At 57.4% G+C, this 20,464-nt stretch carries 21 protein-coding genes; 10 read left to right on the top strand and 11 right to left on the bottom strand.

Annotation, left to right across the window (positions count from 1 at the left end; all coding sequences use genetic code 11):
- The first annotated feature begins 10 nt into the window (after positions 1–10).
- The 6 genes from surE (at position 11) to C7H08_RS03020 (ending at position 5,447) form a co-directional block, all read left to right on the top strand.
- The gene (surE, locus tag C7H08_RS03045; RefSeq protein ID WP_106670309.1) at positions 11–781 is read left to right on the top strand and encodes a 5'/3'-nucleotidase SurE; all 771 of its coding nucleotides are present in this window, start codon (positions 11–13) and stop codon (positions 779–781) included.
- Positions 778–1,434, top strand: coding sequence for a protein-L-isoaspartate(D-aspartate) O-methyltransferase (locus C7H08_RS03040; protein ID WP_106670308.1), 657 nt, complete (start codon positions 778–780; stop codon positions 1,432–1,434). The genes surE and C7H08_RS03040 overlap by 4 nt, the downstream gene beginning before the upstream one ends.
- Positions 1,434–2,417, top strand: coding sequence for a DUF368 domain-containing protein (locus C7H08_RS03035; RefSeq protein WP_227663381.1), 984 nt, complete (start codon positions 1,434–1,436; stop codon positions 2,415–2,417). Before C7H08_RS03040 ends, C7H08_RS03035 begins: the two co-directional genes overlap by 1 nt.
- Before the next feature lie 303 nt (positions 2,418–2,720).
- Complete coding sequence (locus C7H08_RS03030; RefSeq protein WP_106670338.1) at positions 2,721–3,482, top strand: peptidoglycan DD-metalloendopeptidase family protein; 762 nt, start codon at positions 2,721–2,723, stop codon at positions 3,480–3,482.
- Between the two features lie 194 nt (positions 3,483–3,676).
- On the top strand, positions 3,677–4,675 hold the full coding sequence (rpoS, locus tag C7H08_RS03025) for an RNA polymerase sigma factor RpoS (RefSeq protein WP_106670307.1): 999 nt from the start codon (positions 3,677–3,679) through the stop codon (positions 4,673–4,675).
- 196 nt (positions 4,676–4,871) lie between these two features.
- Positions 4,872–5,447 carry a chalcone isomerase family protein gene (locus C7H08_RS03020; RefSeq protein ID WP_106670306.1) on the top strand — a complete coding sequence of 192 codons (576 nt, stop codon included), beginning with the start codon at positions 4,872–4,874 and terminating at the stop codon, positions 5,445–5,447.
- A gap of 70 nt (positions 5,448–5,517) precedes the next feature.
- Here the strand turns inward: C7H08_RS03020 and nth are convergent, their stop codons facing one another.
- From nth to metG, 8 genes are read right to left on the bottom strand one after another with little or no spacing between them, the layout of a single operon-like run.
- The gene (gene nth, locus C7H08_RS03015) at positions 5,518–6,156 is read right to left on the bottom strand and encodes an endonuclease III (RefSeq protein ID WP_106670305.1); all 639 of its coding nucleotides are present in this window, start codon (positions 6,154–6,156) and stop codon (positions 5,518–5,520) included.
- 43 nt (positions 6,157–6,199) lie between these two features.
- Positions 6,200–6,916: an electron transport complex subunit E gene (locus C7H08_RS03010; protein WP_106670304.1), complete on the bottom strand. Its 717-nt coding sequence runs from the start codon at positions 6,914–6,916 to the stop codon at positions 6,200–6,202.
- Between the two features lie 2 nt (positions 6,917–6,918).
- Positions 6,919–7,620, bottom strand: coding sequence for an electron transport complex subunit RsxG (gene rsxG, locus C7H08_RS03005; protein ID WP_106670303.1), 702 nt, complete (start codon positions 7,618–7,620; stop codon positions 6,919–6,921).
- Between the two features lie 3 nt (positions 7,621–7,623).
- Positions 7,624–8,676: an electron transport complex subunit RsxD gene (rsxD, locus tag C7H08_RS03000; protein ID WP_106670302.1), complete on the bottom strand. Its 1,053-nt coding sequence runs from the start codon at positions 8,674–8,676 to the stop codon at positions 7,624–7,626.
- Positions 8,677–8,694: 18 nt separating this feature from the next.
- On the bottom strand, positions 8,695–10,524 hold the full coding sequence (gene rsxC / locus C7H08_RS02995) for an electron transport complex subunit RsxC (RefSeq protein ID WP_106670301.1): 1,830 nt from the start codon (positions 10,522–10,524) through the stop codon (positions 8,695–8,697).
- Positions 10,524–11,102 (bottom strand): electron transport complex subunit RsxB, encoded by a 579-nt coding sequence (rsxB, locus tag C7H08_RS02990; RefSeq protein ID WP_106670300.1) that lies wholly within the window; start codon positions 11,100–11,102, stop codon positions 10,524–10,526. The genes rsxC and rsxB overlap by 1 nt, the downstream gene beginning before the upstream one ends.
- 13 nt (positions 11,103–11,115) lie before the next feature.
- Positions 11,116–11,697, bottom strand: a complete 582-nt coding sequence (gene rsxA, locus C7H08_RS02985) for an electron transport complex subunit RsxA (protein WP_058090326.1) — start codon at positions 11,695–11,697, stop codon at positions 11,116–11,118.
- A 24-nt stretch (positions 11,698–11,721) separates the two neighbouring features.
- Positions 11,722–13,752, bottom strand: a complete 2,031-nt coding sequence (metG, locus tag C7H08_RS02980) for a methionine--tRNA ligase (protein ID WP_106670299.1) — start codon at positions 13,750–13,752, stop codon at positions 11,722–11,724.
- Positions 13,753–13,932: 180 nt separating this feature from the next.
- Here metG and apbC point away from each other — a divergent pair, with 180 nt between their 5' ends.
- From apbC to C7H08_RS02960, 4 genes are all read left to right on the top strand, one after another.
- Positions 13,933–15,033, top strand: a complete 1,101-nt coding sequence (gene apbC / locus C7H08_RS02975) for an iron-sulfur cluster carrier protein ApbC (RefSeq protein ID WP_106670298.1) — start codon at positions 13,933–13,935, stop codon at positions 15,031–15,033.
- A 262-nt stretch (positions 15,034–15,295) separates the two neighbouring features.
- Positions 15,296–15,862, top strand: a complete 567-nt coding sequence (gene dcd / locus C7H08_RS02970; protein ID WP_106670297.1) for a dCTP deaminase — start codon at positions 15,296–15,298, stop codon at positions 15,860–15,862.
- On the top strand, positions 15,859–16,458 hold the full coding sequence (locus C7H08_RS02965; RefSeq protein WP_106670296.1) for a YjaG family protein: 600 nt from the start codon (positions 15,859–15,861) through the stop codon (positions 16,456–16,458). The genes dcd and C7H08_RS02965 overlap by 4 nt, the downstream gene beginning before the upstream one ends.
- Before the next feature lie 65 nt (positions 16,459–16,523).
- Complete coding sequence (locus C7H08_RS02960) at positions 16,524–17,801, top strand: valine--pyruvate transaminase (protein WP_106670295.1); 1,278 nt, start codon at positions 16,524–16,526, stop codon at positions 17,799–17,801.
- 17 nt (positions 17,802–17,818) lie between these two features.
- Here C7H08_RS02960 and C7H08_RS02955 read toward each other — a convergent pair whose 3' ends face one another.
- From C7H08_RS02955 to purM, 3 genes are all read right to left on the bottom strand, one after another.
- Entirely contained in the window at positions 17,819–18,565 is a 747-nt protein-coding gene (locus C7H08_RS02955) for a DUF3108 domain-containing protein (RefSeq protein WP_106670294.1), read from the bottom strand.
- A 72-nt stretch (positions 18,566–18,637) separates the two neighbouring features.
- On the bottom strand, positions 18,638–19,300 hold the full coding sequence (gene purN, locus C7H08_RS02950) for a phosphoribosylglycinamide formyltransferase (protein WP_106670293.1): 663 nt from the start codon (positions 19,298–19,300) through the stop codon (positions 18,638–18,640).
- A complete protein-coding gene (purM, locus tag C7H08_RS02945; protein WP_106670292.1) occupies positions 19,297–20,361 on the bottom strand; it encodes a phosphoribosylformylglycinamidine cyclo-ligase in 1,065 nt (354 codons plus the stop codon). Before purM ends, purN begins: the two co-directional genes overlap by 4 nt.
- Positions 20,362–20,464: the final 103 nt, after the last annotated feature.

Raw genomic sequence — 20,464 nt, 5'->3', positions numbered from 1 at the left:
GGAGAACACTGTGCGTATTCTGTTGTCGAATGATGATGGCGTGCATTCGCCAGGGCTGGTTGCCCTTTTTGAGGGCCTTCAGGGGCTGGGCGAGCTGGAAGTGGTTGCGCCGGACCGTGATCACAGCGGTGCCAGCAATGCACTTACCCTTAACCGGCCACTGACGGTAGATCAACACCCCAATGGTTACCACTCGGTGGATGGCACACCAACAGACTGTGTGCACCTTGCAGTTAATGGGCTGTTTGGTGAGCCCTTTGATCGGGTGGTTTCCGGGATCAACACTCACGCCAATCTGGGTGATGACATTATCTATTCCGGCACCGTGGCAGCAGCGACCGAAGGTCGTCACCTTGGCCTGCCTGCCATTGCAGTTTCTCTGGTGAATGATGGTCATTTTCACTACCAGACGGCGGCCCGCGTTGTCCGGATATTGCTGGAGAGTACCCGGGCATTATCTCTCGGCCCCCGTTCAATCCTCAATGTAAATGTCCCTGATTTACCCTGGAGCGAGTTAGCGGGCTTTCGGGTGACCCGGCTTGGCAATCGGGAGCGGGCTGAGGGTGCGGTGCCCATGACCTGCCCAAGAGGTAAACAGCGTTACTGGATAGGCGCCGCTGGCCGTGGTGGTGATGCCGGGCCGGGTACGGATTTTCACGCGGTGCGTGAGGGCTACGTGTCAATCACGCCGGTGCATATCGATATGACTCGCCATGAGTCTTTGTCAGGTCTTCGAGACTGGGTAGATGGTCTGAATGGCTTGGAGGACATGCAGGCATGAGTGCACAGCTTGAAGGCATCGGCATGACCTCAAGGCGCACTCGAATGCGGCTGGTGCAGCGATTGCGTGAGGCCGGCATTGAGTCGGACCGGGTGTTGGAAGTGATCGGTCAGGTGCCCCGGCATATCTTTCTGGATGAAGCGCTGGCCCACCGCGCATATGAAGACACCTCACTGCCGATCGGCTACAGCCAGACCCTCTCCCAGCCCTACACCGTCGCGCGCATGACCGAACTGCTGTTGGCCCATGAGCCCGCCCGCGTCTTGGAACTGGGCACGGGGTCCGGTTATCAGACCACCGTGTTGTCGCAACTGTTCGCGACTATCTACAGTGTTGAGCGGATTCGCCCCCTGCAGGAGCGTGCCCGGGAGCGGTTACGACAGCTCAAGATCCGCAATGTCATGCTCAAACATGCCGATGGCGGTATGGGCTGGCCCGACCGTGGGCCGTTTGACGGCATTATCGTCACCGCCGCGCCGGTAGAGGTTCCCCAGGAACTGCTGGACCAGTTGGATGAGGGTGGGGTGTTGATTGCGCCCGTGGGTGAGTACGAGCAGGTCCTGGTGGAAATCATCCGCCGAGGCGATCGCTTTGAGCGGCGTGAACTGGAGCCGGTGCATTTTGTCCCGCTGCTTGGCGGGGTCGTTCGTTAATGAATCAGGATCCGGATCGTTCGAACCATCGCCAGCACCATCCGGTGGCCGTATTTTTCCGGGGCATGGCCATGGGAGCCGCTGATATTGTACCCGGCGTGTCGGGCGGCACCATTGCCTTTATCACCGGCATCTATTTCCGGCTGCTTGAGGCCATCAGCGCCGCGCCGGTGGCGTTTGTCCGGCAACTGCTCAAAGGGCAGCTATCAGAGTTCTGGCGGTCGGTGGATGGCACTTTTCTGGTGTGCCTGTTGGCAGGAGTACTCACCAGTGTTGCCAGTCTTGCCTCGGTCATTACCTGGTTGCTGGACACTCACCCGGTACTGATCTGGAGCTTCTTCTTCGGACTGATTGTGGCGTCGGTGTGGCACGTAGGTCAGCAGGTTCGCCGGGTCGCTCCGGCCTTGGTGTTTCCTTTGATCACCGGCATTGTGTTTGCGTGGTGGGTAACCACCTTGCCGGCGACGGAACTGGCGCCGTCGGGTCTGGCGTTCTTTGGAGCGGGTGCTCTCGCGATCTGTGCCATGATCCTGCCCGGCGTGTCCGGGAGTTTTCTGCTGCTGATTATCGGAATGTATGCCCCGGTACTGGCGGCGGTTAAAGCGTTCGAGCTTGCGCATCTCGGGCTGTTTTTGGCCGGATGCGTGATTGGTTTGTTGTCCGCTGCCCGTGTTATTACGCTGGCTTTTCGCCACTTTCACGATACTGTGCTGGCACTGTTAACCGGTTTCATGATTGGCGCACTGGGCAAGGTATGGCCCTGGCAGCAAACACTGAGCTGGCGCACCAACAGCGCAGGAGATCAGGTGCCGGTCAGCCAGTCACCGGTGGGCCCCGAAACCTGGGCTAACCTTTATGGTCAGGATCCACAGATTCTGTTGGCCACCGCCATGGCAGTGTTCGGGCTGTTTCTGGTCCTGGCTCTGGAGTGGTCCGGGCGGATTTCGGAGCGCCGGCAAAGTGTGGCGGGCACTGATGGGTGAAAAAAAGTGTTACCCGGAACACGAGCCGATTGTTCCGGACGGTAACAATCCTGTGCGGAGAGTAACTTGGAATTGCTTATAAATCGTGCATATATTAATAGGTTAGTCCTGAAACATGAGAAGCTGCATCGCAAGGCGTTTGTTTCTTAGATGGATTTTTCATAACCAGGTATTTGTTATTACGTGATTTTTTTAAGCCGGCACATCAAAGCGTTTCTTTCATTCCGGCCCTGGCCTGTTGAGGGCGTCCCGTGCCGGAATCTTTCCGGGAAGCGGACGCTTGTGTTGGCTCTGACCTTTCTGATGGTCGGTCTGACGCTCTCCGGATGTAATACCAACGCCATTTACGGCGACGACCTCTACAACCCGCCTGTTTACTGGGGCAGTCATGTGGTCAAGCCTGGCGAAACGCTTTACGGCATTGCCTGGCGATATGGACGCGACTATCGCGAACTAGGCGATGCCAATGGCATGTCACCACCCTGGTCCATCAGGGCTGGCCAGGTGCTGCGGCTCGACAAGAAAGGAACCATTCGCCAGACTGCCCAAACTTCGTCTTCTCCGCCCCGACAAGCTGCCCCCGCGCCAAGGTCGTCGGTAAATACCAGAGCGCCCACTCAGACCAGATCCACACAACCTGCCCGGACGGCAGCCTCTGCGCCTCGGCGAAACACAGACAGTCAGGCAGTCGGTAACGTCCGGTGGCAATGGCCGCATGCTGGCACCGTTATTGCAAACTTTTCAGAGTCGGGAAAAGTCAATAAAGGTATTGATATTGCCGGAAAACCCGGGGATGCTGTGAAAGCAGCGGCAGGTGGTAATGTGGTGTATGCCGGTAGCGGGTTGCTCGGTTACGGTAATCTGATCATCGTCAACCACAACGAGCACTATCTGAGCGCATACGCGCACAACCGCAAGATTTTGGTGCGAGAAGGGGAGGATGTTAAAGCCGGACAGGTGATCGCTGAATTGGGCAGTTCTGGAACTGACAAACCGGTATTACATTTCGAAATTCGCAGAAATGGCAATCCGGTTGACCCGGCCAAGTACTTGCCAAAGCGTTAGCAGCACGGAAACCGGATGTTTCCGACGTGATTGCCCAGATGGCCTGACTTATAACCACGTAGTAGAACAACAATAACGGCAACGGTGATTGCCAGCCAACAAGCAAATGTCCTGACGAAAACCACAACTGGAATGAGTCCGCAATAACAAGAAGTATCGGGCGACCACAGGATTATTGAGAGGCGGGGTAGACAATGTCAGCAGAGCACGAAGACATCATTATTGATCGCGTTGAAGATGTGGACGACGCAGAAGAGCATTTGTTAGCGGAAGACAAACCGGATAAACCATCACAGGAAGACCCGGTGGCAGAAATCGAAGACGATTTTCCTGCCAAGGGCAAGTATTACACCAGTTCCAAGCAGCTGGATGCCACCCAGCTTTACCTCAACGAAATCGGTTTTTCACCTCTTCTTACCCCAGAAGAAGAAGTCTACTTTGCTCGCCTGGCCCGCAAAGGTGAGGAATCTGGCCGTAAGCGCATGATCGAGAGTAATCTGCGGCTGGTTGTGAAAATTGCCCGGCGTTATGTCAACCGGGGGCTGACCCTGCTCGACCTGATTGAAGAAGGCAACCTGGGTCTGATTCGTGCCGTCGAGAAGTTTGATCCGGAGCGGGGCTTCCGGTTTTCGACCTACGCGACCTGGTGGATACGTCAGACCATTGAGCGGGCCATCATGAACCAGACACGCACCATTCGCCTGCCCATCCACGTGGTCAAAGAACTGAATCTATATTTGCGTGCGGCCCGAGAGCTGACTCAAAAGCTTGACCACGAGCCCACCGCAGAAGAAATTGCCCGGATGGTGGACAAGCCCGTGCAGGACGTTAAACGCATGCTTGGATTGAACGAACGCGTGGCGTCCATGGACACTCCGATTGGTGTCGGCGGTGATAAATCACTGATGGATACCGTTGCGGATGAGGCTGCGTCAGATCCTGCAGACTTGCTGCAGGACAACAATATGTGTTCCTGCCTCGGGAAATGGATTGACCAGCTCAGTGACAAGCAACAGGAAGTACTGTCTCGTCGGTTCGGACTGAGGGGCTATCCGATCAGCACGCTGGAGGAGGTGGGTCAGGAAATCGGGCTAACTCGTGAGCGCGTGCGACAAATTCAGGTAGAGGCCTTGCGCCGCCTCAGAGAGATTCTTGAGAAAGAAGGACTGTCTGGAAATCTGCTGTTCAAATAGGCCGTAGCGCCTCAGGATCCAAAAAAGCCGGCCACGGAAACGTGATCGGCTTTTTTGTTAAATGTGGCGGCAAATGAGAACCAAGTGGCGATAGCCCTGTAATTTTCATTGTTAGAATGTTGTCTCCGGGCGAGCAGTGGGAGTCGACCCGGTGACGGATGACATATTCAATAATAATGATCGAAAGGAAAGGACGATGAACAAGACTCTAACTACAGGTTTCGTATCCCTGTTGCTTGCCGGCGCTCTGGCTGCACCTGCTTACGCCCTGAATGTGGATGGTGTGGACGTGCCGGATACCTATTCTGCCCTGGGCCAGGAACTCCAGCTCAATGGCGCAGGCACTCGCTCAAAATGGTTTATGAACCTGTATGTGGGTGGCCTCTATGTTCCCGAGAAGGTGAACAATGCCGAGGCGGTGATTGCGGCTGATGAGCATCAGGCCATCACGCTGCACATCACCTCCGGTATGATCACCAGTGAGCGTATGACGGAAGCAACGATGAAGGGCTTCCAGGCGGCTACCGGTGGTGATCTCTCTGCGATTAGAGCGGATGTGGATCAGTTTATGGCCGTGTTTCAGGAAGAGATTCAGGAAGGTGATGTCTTTGATCTGGTTTACGTGCCAGACGCAGGGGTACAGGTTCTGAAAAACGGTGAGCAACGCGACACCGTCGGTGATCTTGAGTTCAAGAAAGCCCTTTTCGGTATCTGGCTGTCGGATAAACCGGCTCAGAAAGACCTGAAAGACAAGATGTTGGGCAAGCGTTGATTGCTCTCGTCTGATTCAAAAGCGCCGGCACTTGCCGGCGTTTTTGTTAGAGGGATGCCCGCCCGCCGAGTTATTGATAATCCCGCTTTTGCCTGAATTCGCACAGATCTTCGATCATGCATGCCCCGCATTTCGGCTTTCGAGCGGTGCAGGTGTACCGGCCATGCAAAATCAGCCAGTGATGAGCGTCCATCAGGAAGTCTTTCGGGACCAGCCGCATCAGCCGTTTTTCCACTTCCACGACGTTCTTTCCAGGCGCAATCCCGGTCCGGTTCGAGACTCGGAATATGTGCGTATCCACCGCCATGGCGGGCTGGCGGAAGGCGGTATTTAACACTACGTTGGCGGTCTTTCTGCCGACACCGGGCAGGGCTTCCAGGTCTTCCCGGTTATCCGGTACCTGGCTGTTATGCTTGTCGATCAGGATTTTGCAGGTCTTGATGACATTTTCAGCCTTACTGTTGAACAAGCCAATGGTCTTTATGTATTCCTTCAGGCCGTTTACACCCAGTCCATATATGGCCTCAGGGGTATTCGCCACCGGGTACAGTTTGTCGGTGGCTTTGTTGACGCCAACATCCGTAGCCTGGGCTGACAGAATCACGGCGATCAGCAACTCGAAGGGATTGCTGTAATTCAGCTCGGTCGTGGGCTCGGGATTTTCATCCCTCAGCCGTGTAAAAATCTCGGTACGTTTTTCTTTGTTCATCGTTGTCCTGGTGCAGGGTAATGGCCAGGTTCAGGCGCAAATTTCAGGAAACATTGCCGGTCACCCTTACCCTTTTGCTGCCGGTTCCGGCTGGGGCAGGTTCTGCCGCAATCTTTCGTTCTTTCAGGCGATGATCGATGCCGTTTTTCAGGGCGATCAGCAGGCCCAGACCCACAAAGGCCCCAGGGGGCAGGACCATGAACAGCATGTCCGGATAGTGTTCAAACGGTTCAATTACCCAGTTCGAAGCCATCGGGCCCAGCAGCAGGTGCATGTCCGCAAACAGCGTACCCTGGCCAACCAGTTCGCGCAGGCCGCCCAGAATGATCAGCACTGCCAGAAAGCCCAGTCCCATCATGGCGCCGTCGAGCAACGCGGGTAATGGTGGGTTCTTGGAGGCAAAGGCATCGGCCCGGCCCAGAATAGCGCAGTTGGTGACAATCAGCGGGATAAAAATACCCAGAATCTGATAGAGCTCGTAGGTAAAGGCCTGCATCAGTAGTTCAGCGCAGGTCACGAACGAGGCGATGATCATGACGAATGCCGGCAGCCGTACCGACTCGTTAACGAAATTGCGAATGAGGGAGACCGATAGGTTTGAGCCCATCAGCACCATGAGGGTGGCGATACCCAGGCCAATGGCGTTGACCACGGTGCTGGTGACCGCCAGCAGCGGGCACAGTCCGAGTACCTGGACCAGTGCCGGGTTGTTGGTCCACAGGCCGTCCTTGATGATTTCACCGGATGATTTTGTGGCCATGATCAGGAATGCTCCGCAGGGTTGGATTCACCGGCAATGGCTTCCGGGATCAGTTTTTGGTTCCGAGGCGAGGCGGGTTCGTTCAGGCGGCCTCGAATCACCTCCCGGTTCTGGCGAAAATAAGCCAGAGAGCGCTGGACGGCCTTGATCACGGCCCGGGGGGTAATGGTGGCCCCGGTGAACTGATCGAAGACACCGCCGTTCTTCTTGACGTTCCATTGATTGGCGGGTGGATCGCCCAGAGAGCGCCCGTCAAAATCGTGCACCCAGCCGGATTTTCGGGTCTCGATCCGGTCACCCAGGCCGGGAGTTTCCCGGTGGCTGGTTACCCGCACACCCAGCACCCGGCCGTCCAGATCAAGGCCGACCAGTAACCGGATTTCCCCGGAGTAGCCGTCCGGAGCCAGCGCCGGCATGATAATGCCAATGGGCTGACCGTTACGCCTTGCCACCCAGACGTTGACTGGTCCGCTGCCAGGCAGTCGATTGCTGGCGGGCAGGGTCACCACGTCGCGCAGCAAATCGTTGTCGTGTTGGTGTTCGGGAATGATCTCGAACAGGGCGCTGGCTTCGGCCCGGGCTGCCTGTTCCTGAATCCGGTCTTTGGTAATGCCCTGAGTCAGGGCAATGGTGCCTCCGGTAATCACGGCAAACAGACCAAGACCGATGGCGCTGCTGCGAATGGAGCTGGTGATTGCATTCATGGTTCAGCCTCCACTCTTGCCGGGTGCGCCACGCCGAGGCTTGTGATGGCCGTAGGTTCTGGGTGGCGTGTAGTGGTCGATAAAAGGCACGGCAAAATTCATCAGAAGCACACTGAAGGCGACTGCATCGGGATAATTGCCCCAGGTCCGGATTAGATAGATCAACACCCCGATGCCAGCCCCGTAGATGAGCTTGCCCTGATGGCTGGTGGCCGCAGACACCGGATCAGTGGCGATGAAGAAGGCCCCGAGCATGGTGCCACCGGCCAGCAGGTGCAGTTGCAGTGGCGCGTATTGGTCGGCGTTGTAACCGAAGGCCAGACTCATGATGGCGATGGCCGCCAGAAAGGCCACCGGAATGTGCCAGGTAATGATTCTGAGCCAGACCAGCAGCAGGCCGCCTGCCAGGAAAGCCAGGTTGACCCATTCCCAGCCCCGTGCGACCAGATCACCAAAGGTCGGGTGTTCCAACACTTCTGCTGCAGTGTGGCTGGCGATCTTGTGTTTGTATTCGTCCAACGGAGTGGCCATGGTCCACGCATCAACGCTGGTCTGGCTGGAGGAAAAGATGGTTGCCAGGGTCTCACCAAAACCTGGCGCCCCTGCCCACAAGGTGGCCGGCTGTGCCCAGTTGGTGGTCATCGCCACCGGAAAGGAAATCAGCACCAAGGCATAACCCACCATGGCCGGGTTGAAGGGGTTGGAGCCGAGCCCGCCATAAAGCTGTTTGGCCACGACGATAGCAGATATCACAGCAATGCCAGACACCCACCAGGGCGCAAACTGGGGCAGAGACAAACCCAGTAGCAAGCCAGTGACAGCGGCGGTATTGTCTTTCAGGAAAAACACGATTGGTTTGTCACGCAGCTTCAGAATGGTGGCCTCTGCAGCCATTGCGATTACCACACACCAGACTACATTGATCAGATTGCCCCAGCCAAAAAACACGGTCTGGGCCACCAGCCCCGGGATGGCGGCCAATATGACCCAGAGCATGACCCGGGACGTAGGCCGGGCATTGTGGGCATGGGGTGATGATTGTTGAACTAATGCCATGAGTGATCCTGCAGTGGGTTACTCGGACAGCTGCGGGGCAGGCTCGGCGCCCGCTCGTTTTTGAGCGTCGGTCAGTGCTTCCCGGGCGCGTTCAACCCGGTCATGGTTCTTGGCGACCGCCCGTTCCAGCTTGTCGACGTTATCAGCCTGCTGGGCTTTGGCCTCGTCCAGCATGCCTTGCATGGTGTTCAGCTTGGCCTCAGCCTGCATCAGTTGTTTTTCCAGTGCGTCAATGTCCGTTTTGTTTGCCGGTTGTGAAGGCGTCTGCTGGATGGCTTCTGGTGGCGCTGCCGTCTTGGCTTTTTTCCGTTCCAGAGCCTGTTGCACCAGCGCTGCCTTGGCGTCACGGTTATCCGCTGCATCACCCTGGGCAACGGTTTGCTCGGCTTCTATCTGTTTTTGCGCCTGCGCCACTGCAGCGGCTTTGGCCCGCTCTTTACGTCGCAGTTCCTTTTCCTGTTGCTCACGTTCCAGGCGTGCCTGGCGGGCCTCGAAACGCTCACGTGCGCGGTCTGACTTCAACTGCTCGGCTCGTTGGGTGCGAACCTCATCTTTCGCGAAGCGGTAGTACTGCACCAGCGGAATAGAGCTCGGGCAAACGAAGGAACAGGCGCCACACTCGATGCAATCGAACAGGTTCAGGTGTTCGGCTTTTTCAAACTCCGTTGCCTTCGAATACCAGAACAGTTGTTGTGGCAAGAGCTCCATGGGGCAAACTTCGGCGCACTGCCCGCAGCGAATGCAGGGTTGCTCTGGCGGGGGGGGTGGCAGCTCGGCTGCGGTTGCTGCAATGACACAGTTGGAGGTTTTAACCACCGGAACGGTATCAGTGGTCAGGGTGTAACCCATCATAGGCCCGCCCAGCACCAATCGGTTCAGCTGATCGGCTTGCAGTCCGGCTTCTACCAAAAGATCGCTGATCGGCGAGCCAATCAACACTTCGAAGTTGCCGGGTTGCCGTACCGCTTCACCGGTAATGGTGAACACGCGCGAAATCAGTGGCTTGCCCTCAAAGATTGCGCGTGAGACTGCCATCGCCGTACCCACGTTCTGGCACATCACTCCGATATCGGCGGGAATGCCGCCACTGGGAACTTCCAGGCCAGTCAGAATCCGGATAAGTTGTTTCTCACCGCCGGACGGATATTTTGTGGGCACCACCGCGATCTCGATCTGGGTGCCCTGGACCGCATCGCGCATGGCGGTGATGGCTTGCGGTTTGTTGTCTTCAATGCCAATGACACAGCGTGATGGGCGCAGAATCCAGGCCATCACCTTCATGCCAGCCACCACTTCCGCCGCGTGTTCGCGCATGGTCATGTCATCGGCGGTGATATAGGGCTCGCATTCGGCGCCATTCAGAATCAGGGTTTCAACCTTGCGATCCCTGGGCGGGCGCAGCTTAATGTCAGTCGGGAAACCGGCGCCGCCCAAGCCGGCAATGCCCGCCTCGCGAATCATGTCCAACACCTGCTCGCGTTCAAGCTTGTGGTAATCGCTGACCGGTTGGTGTTCGCCCCATTGGTCTTCACCATCCGGCTTCAGGACGATGCACCAGTCTGCCATGCCGGAGGGGTGAGGTACTGGCAGTAGTTCAATGGCGTCGATTATGCCAGAGGTGGGAGCGTGGACCGGCACCCCCATGCCGGTCTTCACCTCGGCGATTTTCTGGCCTTTGAGTACCCGGTCACCTACGCGAACAATGGCTTCTGCCGGTTCACCTATGTGCTGCTGGAGGGGAAGAATCAGGCGCTCCGGTATGCCGGCCGCACGAATCGGGCGGCTGGTGGACTGATGCTTGTGCTCGGCCGGGTGTACGCCGCCGGCAAAATCCCATAACTGACTCATCAGGCACTGGCTCCCTGGCGGTCGGTGGCAATGATTTCTGGTTTGGGGGGTGTCCAGGTCCAGCTGCGAATGTCAGGTTGGATGGTGATCATATCTATGCAATCAACAGGGCAGGGTTCTACGCACAGGTCGCAGCCGGTGCACTCACTCTCGATCACCGTATGCATGTGTTTGGCGGCGCCGAGGATGGCATCGACCGGGCAGGCCTGGATGCACTTGGTGCAGCCAATGCATTCGTCTTCGCGGATAACGGCTACCCTTTTGACCTGCGCAGCGCCATGTTCAGCATCCAACGGCTGCGGCTCGACGTCGAGCAGGTCGGCCAGGGCTTTGATCGTGGTTTCACCACCGGGCGGGCATTTGTTGATGGCCTCACCGTTGGAAATCGCTTCGGCGTAAGGTCGACAACCTGGAAAGCCACACTGGCCACACTGGGTCTGGGGCAGCAGGCTGTCTATCTGGTCTACCAGCGGATTGCCTTCTACCTTGAATTTTTCTGACGCAAAGCCGAGCAGCCCGCCGAAAACCAGGGCCAGGGCGAGCAGCACAGCAACAGCAATCAGGAAACTCATCCACATAAAAACTGCTCCGTCAGACGGCGACCAGGCCGGTAAAGCCCAGAAATGCCAAAGCCATCAGACCCGCAGTGATGAGGCCGATAGAGGCGCCACGGAAGGCCACCGGCACATCAGACACCGCAATTCGTTCACGCATGGCGGCAAACAGCACCAGCACCAGTGAGAAACCCGCGGCCGCACCAAAACCGTACAGCACCGATTCAACGAAGTTGTTGTTCTTGTTGATGTTGAGCAGGGCAACGCCCAGCACAGCACAGTTGGTGGTGATCAGTGGCAAAAAGATACCCAGCACCCGGTACAGCAGAGGGCTGGTCTTGCGCACCACCATTTCGGTGAACTGAACCACCACGGCTATCACCAGAATGAAGGTGATGGTCCGCAGAAACGCCAGGTCCAGCGGTTCCAGCAGATAGGTGTAGGCCAGATAGCTGCACACCGAAGCCAGTGTCAGCACAAACGTGGTGGCCAGCGACATGCCCATGGCGGTCTCCAGCTTGCCGGAGACTCCCATGAACGGGCACAGCCCGAGGAACTGCACCAGCACGAAGTTATTCACCAGGATGGTACTGACCAGTATCAGCAAATACTCTGTCATCGGAGCGTCTCTGCCTGTGACTGCTTACATAACCCGCATGCCCGGCGTAGAGCCGGAATCCGGGGACAGGATGAAAATGTCCTTACCACCCGGGCCGGCTGCCAGAACCATACCTTCGGACATGCCGAACTTCATTTTACGGGGCTTCAGGTTGGCCACCATGATCGTCATTCGGCCTTCCAGTTCTTCCGGTTTGTACGCTGACTTGATACCAGCAAATACGTTGCGCTCGCCATGCCCTACGTCAAGAGTAAGGCGTAGAAGTTTGTCAGCGCCCTCCACATGCTCGGCTTTCACGATTTTGACTACCCGAAGATCCACTTTTGCGAAATCCCCGAACTCGATTTCATCGGCGATGGGCTCCAGGTCGGCTGCCGGGGCCGGATGCCCGATCGCGACGGACATTTCCGCTTTTGAGGCGTCCAGCATTTTGTCGACTTGGGTCATGTCGACCCGGCTCATCAGCGGCTTAAATTTGTCGATGCCGTGATCTTCCAGCAGGTGTGTACGCTGGTTCCAGTCCATGCGGTCGTTCAGGAAAGAGGCAGACGCCTGAGCGGTTTTCGGCAGCACCGGTGTCAGATAGGTCATCAGCAGCCGGAACATGTTGAGGGCGTTGGTGCAGATGGCCTGCAGCCTGTCATCTTGTCCTTCCTGCTTGGCAATCACCCACGGCTGCTCGTCGTTCACGTACTGGTTGGCGATGTCGGCCAGCTCCATAATCCGGCGCATGGCGCGGCCAAACTCGCGGGTTTCATAAAACTCGGCGATCTGTTCACCGGCATCAATGAATTCTTTCAACTTGTCCTGCTCGGTCACTTTGCCCAGCTTGCCATCAAAGCGCTTGGTGATGAAACCGGCGCTGCGACTGGCGATGTTGACGACCTTGCCCACCAGGTCCGAGTTGACCCGAGCGGCGAAGTCTTCCAGGTTCAGATCCATGTCATCAACACCGCCGGTCAGCTTGGCGGCAAAGTAATAGCGCAGGTATTCGGGGTCCAGATGATCCAGATAAGTGCGGGCCATGATGAAAGTCCCGCGGGACTTGGACATCTTCTTGCCGTTGACCGTCACAAAGCCGTGCGCCCAGACCGCCGTAGGCGTGCGGAAACCGGCGTCGTGCAGCATGGACGGCCAGAACAGCGCGTGGAAGTTGATGATGTCTTTGCCGATGAAGTGATAAACCTCGGCCGTAGAATCTTTCTTCCAGAAGTGTTCGAAATCAATGCCCACACGGTTGCACAGGTTCTTGAAACTGGCCAGGTAGCCAATCGGCGCGTCCAGCCACACGTAAAAGTATTTGCCCGGTGCATCCGGAATTTCGAAGCCGAAATAGGGTGCGTCCCGGCTGATGTCCCATTCCTGCAAGCCGGCATCCAGCCACTCAGCCAGCTTGTTGGCCACCTGCGGCTGCAGAGCACCACTGCGGGTCCACTTGCTCAGGAAGTCATGGAACTCCGGCAGTTTGAAGAAATAGTGCTCGGATTCCTTCTCCACCGGCGTGGCGCCAGAGACCGCCGAGCGCGGGTTGATCAGCTCGGCCGGCGTGTAGGTGGCGCCGCAGGCTTCACAGTTGTCACCGTACTGGTCTTCGGTCTTGCACTTGGGGCAGGTGCCCTTGATGAAGCGGTCCGCCAGGAACATTTCCTTCTCAGGGTCAAAAAACTGGGTAATCTTGCGCGTTGCAATATGCCCGTTTTGCTGCAGTTGCCGGTAAATGTACTCGGAAAAGAACCGGTTTTCTTCTGAGTGGGTAGAATGGTAGTTGTCGAAGCGGATATGGAAGCCGGAAAAGTCTTCCTGGTGCTCTTGGCGAATCCGGTCAATCAGCTGCTCCGGCGTTATGCCCTCACGCTCGGCCCTGAGCATGATTGCAGTACCGTGGGCATCATCGGCGCAAACGTAGTAGCAGTTGTGGCCTCGCATATTCTGGTAGCGCACCCAGATATCGGTCTGAATGTATTCCAGCAGATGCCCAAGATGGATGGGGCCGTTGGCGTAGGGCAGGGCGCTGGTAACCAGAATGTCGCGCTGTTGCTTGCTCGCTTGCGTCATGGTGATGTCCGAACCTTATGTTGATGCGGGTTGGAAAAAGATAAACGGGGTTCTGGCAGCAATCGGAATGGATTGTTCCAGGTAAAGACCCCATGTGGTCAGAAACGGCCACAGATGATACCTTTCAAGCCATCATTTTTCACCTGCATTCAAGGTGATTGGCTTATTCCGGAGAACCCGATGACCCAGATTTCCCAGCAGGCACTTGAAGCCGCCGTCCGCGAATACCGGGACCCCTACCTCAACAAAGACCTTTACGAGCTGGGCGCGGTGAAATCCCTGGGTGCAGACGACAGCGGCAAAGTCACCCTGATGATCGAACTGCCGTACCCGTCCAAAGGCATCGCCGGCGGTCTCAAACAGATCGTCGCCAACGCTCTTGAGTTTGTCGACGGCGTTGAAAGCGCCGAGGTTCACGTGGGCCAGAAAATCCACGCCTGCAAAGTCAACAAAGACCTTGCGCCGGTGGCCGGCGTGAAAAACATCGTCGCCGTCGCCTCCGGCAAAGGCGGCGTCGGCAAATCCACCACCGCCGTCAACCTGGCTCTGGCCCTGAGTGCTGAAGGTGCCCGAGTGGGCATCCTCGACGCAGACATTTACGGACCCAGTATCGGCATGATGCTCGGCGTGCCCGAAGGCCAACGACCGGATGTTCGTGAAAACAAATACTTTGTGCCCATCAAGGCCCACGGCCTGCAGGCAAACTCCATGGCCTTCGTCACTACCGACAAAACTCCCATGGCCTGGCGCGGTCCCATGGTCAGCGGCGCAGTGATGCAATTGCTCGAACAAACCCTCTGGGATGAGGTCGACTATCTCATCGTCGACATGCCCCCCGGCACCGGCGACATCCAGCTCACCCTGGGCCAGAAAGTTCCGGTTACCGGCGCCGTCATCGTCACCACCCCGCAAGACATCGCCCTGCTGGACGGTAAAAAAGGTATCGAACTCTTCCGCAAAGTGGAAATCCCGGTGATCGGTGTGATCGAAAACATGAGCGTGCATATTTGCAGCAACTGCGGCCACGAAGAACCCCTGTTTGGTCACGGCGGCGGCGAGCGCATCGCGGAAGAATACCAAACCACCTTGCTGGGCCAGCTGCCCCTGCACATGACCATCCGCGAGCAGACTGACAGTGGATCTCCGACCGTGGTGGCTGAACCCGATTCTGAAGTGGCGCTCCGTTATCGCGATATTGCCCGACGGGTGGGGGCGGAACTGTCCACACGGGAGCGAAATCTCAGTGGCACCATTTCCAGCGTCTCTGTAACGGAGCATTAAACAGACTAAAACGGCACGGGGTTCCCGCTCCGCTGTTCGATCGCGGTGGCAGGATTGCCTTTCCAAAAATTTTGAGGGCCACGGACGGCCCGAAATAAGCGCTCATGGATGAGCTTGTAGCGGTTTTTGGAAAGGCAATCCTGCCACCGCAGCCCCGAGGCTTGCATGGACCAAGGTCTGCGACCTCCAAGCTTTCGACAGACCCCCGGGGAACAGGTAAACTACGCGCCAATTTTCCCAGCTTAAATCGAGAATTTCCCCCATGAGCATCAAGTCCGATAAGTGGATCCGCCGGATGGCCGAACAACACGGCATGATCGAACCCTTTGAAGCCGGGCAAGTTCGTGAAAACGAAAAAGGCCGCGTCATCTCCTATGGCACCTCAAGCTATGGCTACGACGTACGCTGCAGCAACGAATTCAAAATCTTCACCAACGTCCACAGCGCCACCGTTGACCCCAAAAACTTCGACGAAAACAGCTTCGTTAACATCACCAGCGACGTCTGCGTCATCCCGCCGAACAGCTTCGCTCTCGCGCGCACCGTGGAGTATTTCCGCATTCCCAGAAGTGTACTCACCATTTGCCTGGGCAAAAGCACCTACGCCCGTTGCGGCATCATCGTCAACGTCACCCCGCTGGAGCCGGAATGGGAAGGCCAGGTTACCCTGGAGTTTTCCAACACCACCAATCTGCCCGCGAAAATTTACGCCAACGAAGGCGTCGCCCAAATGCTGTTCTTCGAATCGGACGAGATCTGTGAAACCAGTTACAGAGACCGCGGCGGCAAGTACCTTGGCCAGACCGGCGTGACCCTGCCCAGAGCATGAACGCCAACCAGTTTCTTAAAGCCGTATCACAACTTCAGGGCTGGCGCGAATGCGCCTTCCTGCTGACGCTGGCCGAACGTGCCTTTCCAAACTACGCCCTGTTTGCAGATGCCGTTGGCATGAAAAGCGGCGGTAAAATGCGTCAGCTGCTGGATCTTGCCTGGGACCTGCTCCAGGAAGACGCCACGGAAGCGGCCATCCCTCAGTTGCTCACCAAGCTCGAGGCGCTCAGCCCCAACGTCGAAGACTACGATGCTTACGGCGTGTATCCGGCCTTCGATTTCTGCCAGCTGCTTGAGCAGGCCCTGCTTAATCGCCTGAACCCGAACAAGCATCGGGCCACAGATGCCTCTCATCTGGCCACCAAGACTGTGATGGATTTCGTGGAGATGTCTGAGGGTGAAGGCATGGATGAAGACGAACTGGTCCGCCTGTTCGAGCAGCACCCGCTGCTCAAAGAAGACAAACTGTTCCAGCGTGACACTTTGCTCGCCCTCAAGCGCCAGCGCACGCCAAGGGGCGACTTTATCAGCCAGTTGCGAACCGACGCCGCCAACGATGGCGTCAGCAACCTGGGCATTTCGCTCGAGGGCTGAAGATTGAGGCGCCCAGGCTACACCTGTCAGACACCTGTTGAATCGCTTTTGAACGGATAACAGCCATGAAACTCTCTGCGTTTGGTCGTAAGTTTACCGCCGATGCCGGCATCACGTCGTTGATGGATGACTTGGGTAACGCCATGGCCTCCGGCGAGGGGATGATCATGATGGGCGGTGGCAACCCCGGGCACATTCCCGAGATTCAGCAAAGAGTGCAGGAAATTCTGGCGCAGATGGCTGCGGATGAAGGACAGGTTCGCCGGCTGGTGGGTGTCTATGATCCCCCTCAGGGCGAAAAACAGTTCATTGCCTCATTGGCTGACCTGCTGAACCGGGAGTATGGCTGGGGCCTGGCGCCGGAAAACATTGCTCTGACCAATGGCAGCCAGGCGGCGTTCTTCATGCTGTTCAACATGTTTGGCGGTGATTACGGTGAGGGGCATCGCAAGCACATTCTGTTGCCGCTGGCCCCCGAGTATATCGGCTATGCGGACGCGGGCATCGAACCCGGGCTGTTTCACGCGGTGCAGCCGGACATCTCCTTCACCGATGCCCATGAGTTCAAGTACCACGTCGATTTTGATGCCCTTGAGGTCACCGGAGAGACCGGGGCCATCTGCGTGTCACGCCCCACCAATCCCACCGGCAACGTGATTACCGATGACGAGCTGGCTCGCCTTGAAGATCTTGCCCGCCAGCACGACATTCCGCTGATCGTAGACGGCGCCTACGGCACGCCGTTCCCGAGCCTGTTGTTTGTGGACGCCCAGCCGACCTGGAATGAGCAGATTATTCTGTGCCTGAGCCTGTCCAAGTTGGGTTTACCGGCCGCGCGCACCGGCATCGTGATTGCCGCGGCGCCGGTCATCAAGGCGATGTCTGGCATTAACGCTATCATGAATTTGGCCACCGGCAGCTTTGGCGCCATGCTGGCCGAGCCACTGGTCCGTTCCGGTGAGATTCTGTCCCTGAGCCGGGATGTGGTATGCCCGTTTTACAAGGCCAAGATGGAGCGGGCGGTTGAGGCTTTCAGGGCCGCCATGGGCGAGGACAACTGCCGGTGGTACATTCACAAGCCGGAAGGAGCGATGTTCCTGTGGCTCTGGTTCCCGGATTTGCCGGTATCAAGCTTTGAGCTTTACCAGCGCCTGAAGCTGAGAGGTGTTCTGGTGGTGTCCGGCCATTATTTTTTCCCCGGCTTGCCGGAAGATGACTGGCAACACCGCCACGAATGCCTGCGGGTGACCTACTCCCAGGACGACGACCAGGTTGCCGAAGGTCTGAGAATCATTGCGGATGAAGTCAAAGCGGTCTGGTCAGAGCACGACATCAGGGTCTGATGCGTGCTTTGGGGGCGTCAATTACCGATGGTGGCATCTTTAAGGCGCAGTTCGTACTCGCTGCCATCCGGCTCTATCTGGAGCAGTCGCACCAACAGGTGGTTCTGATTCGGGTCAAACCACATCAGTGTCTGGCGTTTGGAGTCTTCGGCGCGAACTTTTTCGGCCTTAAGGGTTTTTGTGGTCTGACCGTTGGCGCTGATGCTTTCTTCGTCAATAACTGCAAAGCGATCTTCGTCATAACGGGCCTTGTCGATGACCTGATAGCTGACATCGCGTTTGCCGGCCTTGAGATCCTGGTGCAGTTGCAGTTGATAGCCCAGCGGATCAAGCGCGCCCTCCCGGAGTTCCAGTTCAAAAGCCTTGTCCCGGTATTTGCCCTTGGCGATGCCCGCCTGCCAGTCAAAATCGATAGATTGCTCCCGGTTACGAATCAGAAAGCCCGCCATGCGGTAGCGGTAGCGCAGTGGAACGACGTGGCCATCTTCCCAGAGAAACACCAGCGACTCGTCGATATCAGCGATGAAGGACTCTACCTCGGTGCGATATAGCCAGACATTGTTGCCTTGATCGGTTAGCGAACGCGTGCCTGAACCACTAAGATTCACGCCTTTGGACATGGAGGCAGAGTAGCTTGCCTCATAGGGGGTGAGCGTCGGGCTGGTGTCCTGGGCTTTTGAGGCTGTCGCTGTGAGTGACGCCAGGCCGAACCAGAGTCCGGCCAGGCACGCAAGAATGCTGACTAGCGCTTTATTCATATGCATCCGGTGCCTCTTTCACTGTAGGTAATCGCGACAGTGTAGCGGTTCGCAAGCGGCCGGGGGATGACAATCTGTTCAGCTGTCGGATAGCCGCATAGGGTGGCTCAGAGCTTCACCATCAAATAACACGCCGTCGGCTGCCAGCTGTATTCGGCCTTCACAAAACCAGCGCACCACGATTGGGTACAACAGGTGTTCCAGTTGCTGGACCCGCCCGGCGAGAGCTTCTGCCGTATCGTCCTTGGTGACGGCAACCTCCGCCTGGGCAATCACCGGCCCGCCATCCAGTTCTTCGGTGACGAAGTGGATGGACACGCCGTGGGTGGTGTCACCGGCGTCGAGCACCCGCTGGTGGGTGTTGAGCCCGGTATAGGCGGGTAGCAGTGAGGGGTGAATGTTCAGCATCCGGCCGCGGAAAGCCCGGACAAAATCACCGGTGAGGATGCGCATGAAGCCGGCAAGCACGATCAGATCCGGGTTGAGACGAAGAATCTCAGCCATCAGGGCGCCATCAAACTCTTCCCGTGAGCCAAAGTTTTTGTGGTTGACTACGAAGGTTTTGATATTGGCCTGGGCGGCACGCTCCAGGGCGAAGGCGCCGGGCTTGTTGCAGCCCACCGCGATAATCTCGCCCGGGAAGTCCCGCTGGCGGCTGGCATCAATGAGGGCCTGCAGGTTGGTGCCACTGCCGGAGGCCAGTACCAGGATGGTCGGACGCGGCGCGGAATCAGCCTTCATGCCTGGAGCAGCCCTGGCGCATAGCGAACTTCCGCTTTTGCCTCGCTGGCTTCTGCCTTTTCGAGCACGCCCACCTGCCAGACTTTCTCGCCCATGGCGTTCAGGGTGTCGATGGCCAGATCTTTCTGTTCGGCCGGTACACAAACGATCATGCCGATGCCGCAGTTAAAAGTGCGGTACATTTCTTCGATGGCCACGCCGCCGGCGTCCTGCAGCCACTGGAATACAGGGGGCAGTGCCCAGCTTTCGGTATCAATGGCCGCTACGGTGCCGTCGGGCAGCACCCGGGGGATGTTCTCGGGCAGGCCGCCGCCAGTAATGTGGGAGAGCGCGCGAACGTCGACTTCCCGGATCAGCTGCAGCAGGTTCTTCACGTAAATGCGCGTCGGTGCCATCAGCGCCTCGGCCAGAGTGGTGTCGCCCATTGGCTGGTTCAGATCAGCCTTGCTGACGTCGATGATTTTACGGATCAATGAATAGCCGTTGGAATGCGGACCGGAGGAGCCCAGGGCCAGCAGCACATCGCCCGGTTGAGCCCGACTGCCATCAATCACTTCGCTGCGCTCGACGATGCCAACGCAAAAGCCGGCGAGGTCGTAATCTTCGCCCTCGTACATGCCGGGCATTTCAGCCGTTTCACCACCCACCAGGGCGCAGCCGGACAGTTCGCAGCCAGTGCCGATGCCGTCAACCACCTGGGCGGCGATGTCGACGTTGAGCTTGCCGGTGGCGTAGTAGTCAAGGAAGAACAGCGGTTCGGCGCCGCCCACGATGAGATCATTGACGCACATAGCGACCAGATCGATGCCGATGGTGTCATGCTTTTCGAGCTGCATGGCCAGGCGCAGTTTGGTGCCCACACCGTCAGTTCCGGATACAAGAACCGGCTCCCGATAACCGGCCGGGATTGACACCATGGCGCCAAAACCGCCCAGGCCGCCGAGGACTTCGGGCCTACGAGTGCGGGCTGCGGTGTTCTTGATACGGTTTACCAGATCGTTACCTGCGTCGATATCAACGCCGGCATCGCGATAGGTGAGGGAGGGCTTGTGTTCGCTCATGGGTATGTAACCATTGGCCTGTGGGTCAGGCGGCGGATTTTAGCAGGTGCGCACGGGGGCTCCAACCGGAATTCGGCAAAGCGTGTAAATATTCGTGATGCAT

It is taken from the genome of Marinobacter halophilus (assembly GCF_003007685.1).
Classification (GTDB): Bacteria; Pseudomonadota; Gammaproteobacteria; order Pseudomonadales; family Oleiphilaceae; genus Marinobacter; species Marinobacter halophilus.
The sequence above is the reverse complement of the archived record's forward strand: the minus strand, read 5'-3'. Positions and strand labels throughout refer to the sequence as shown.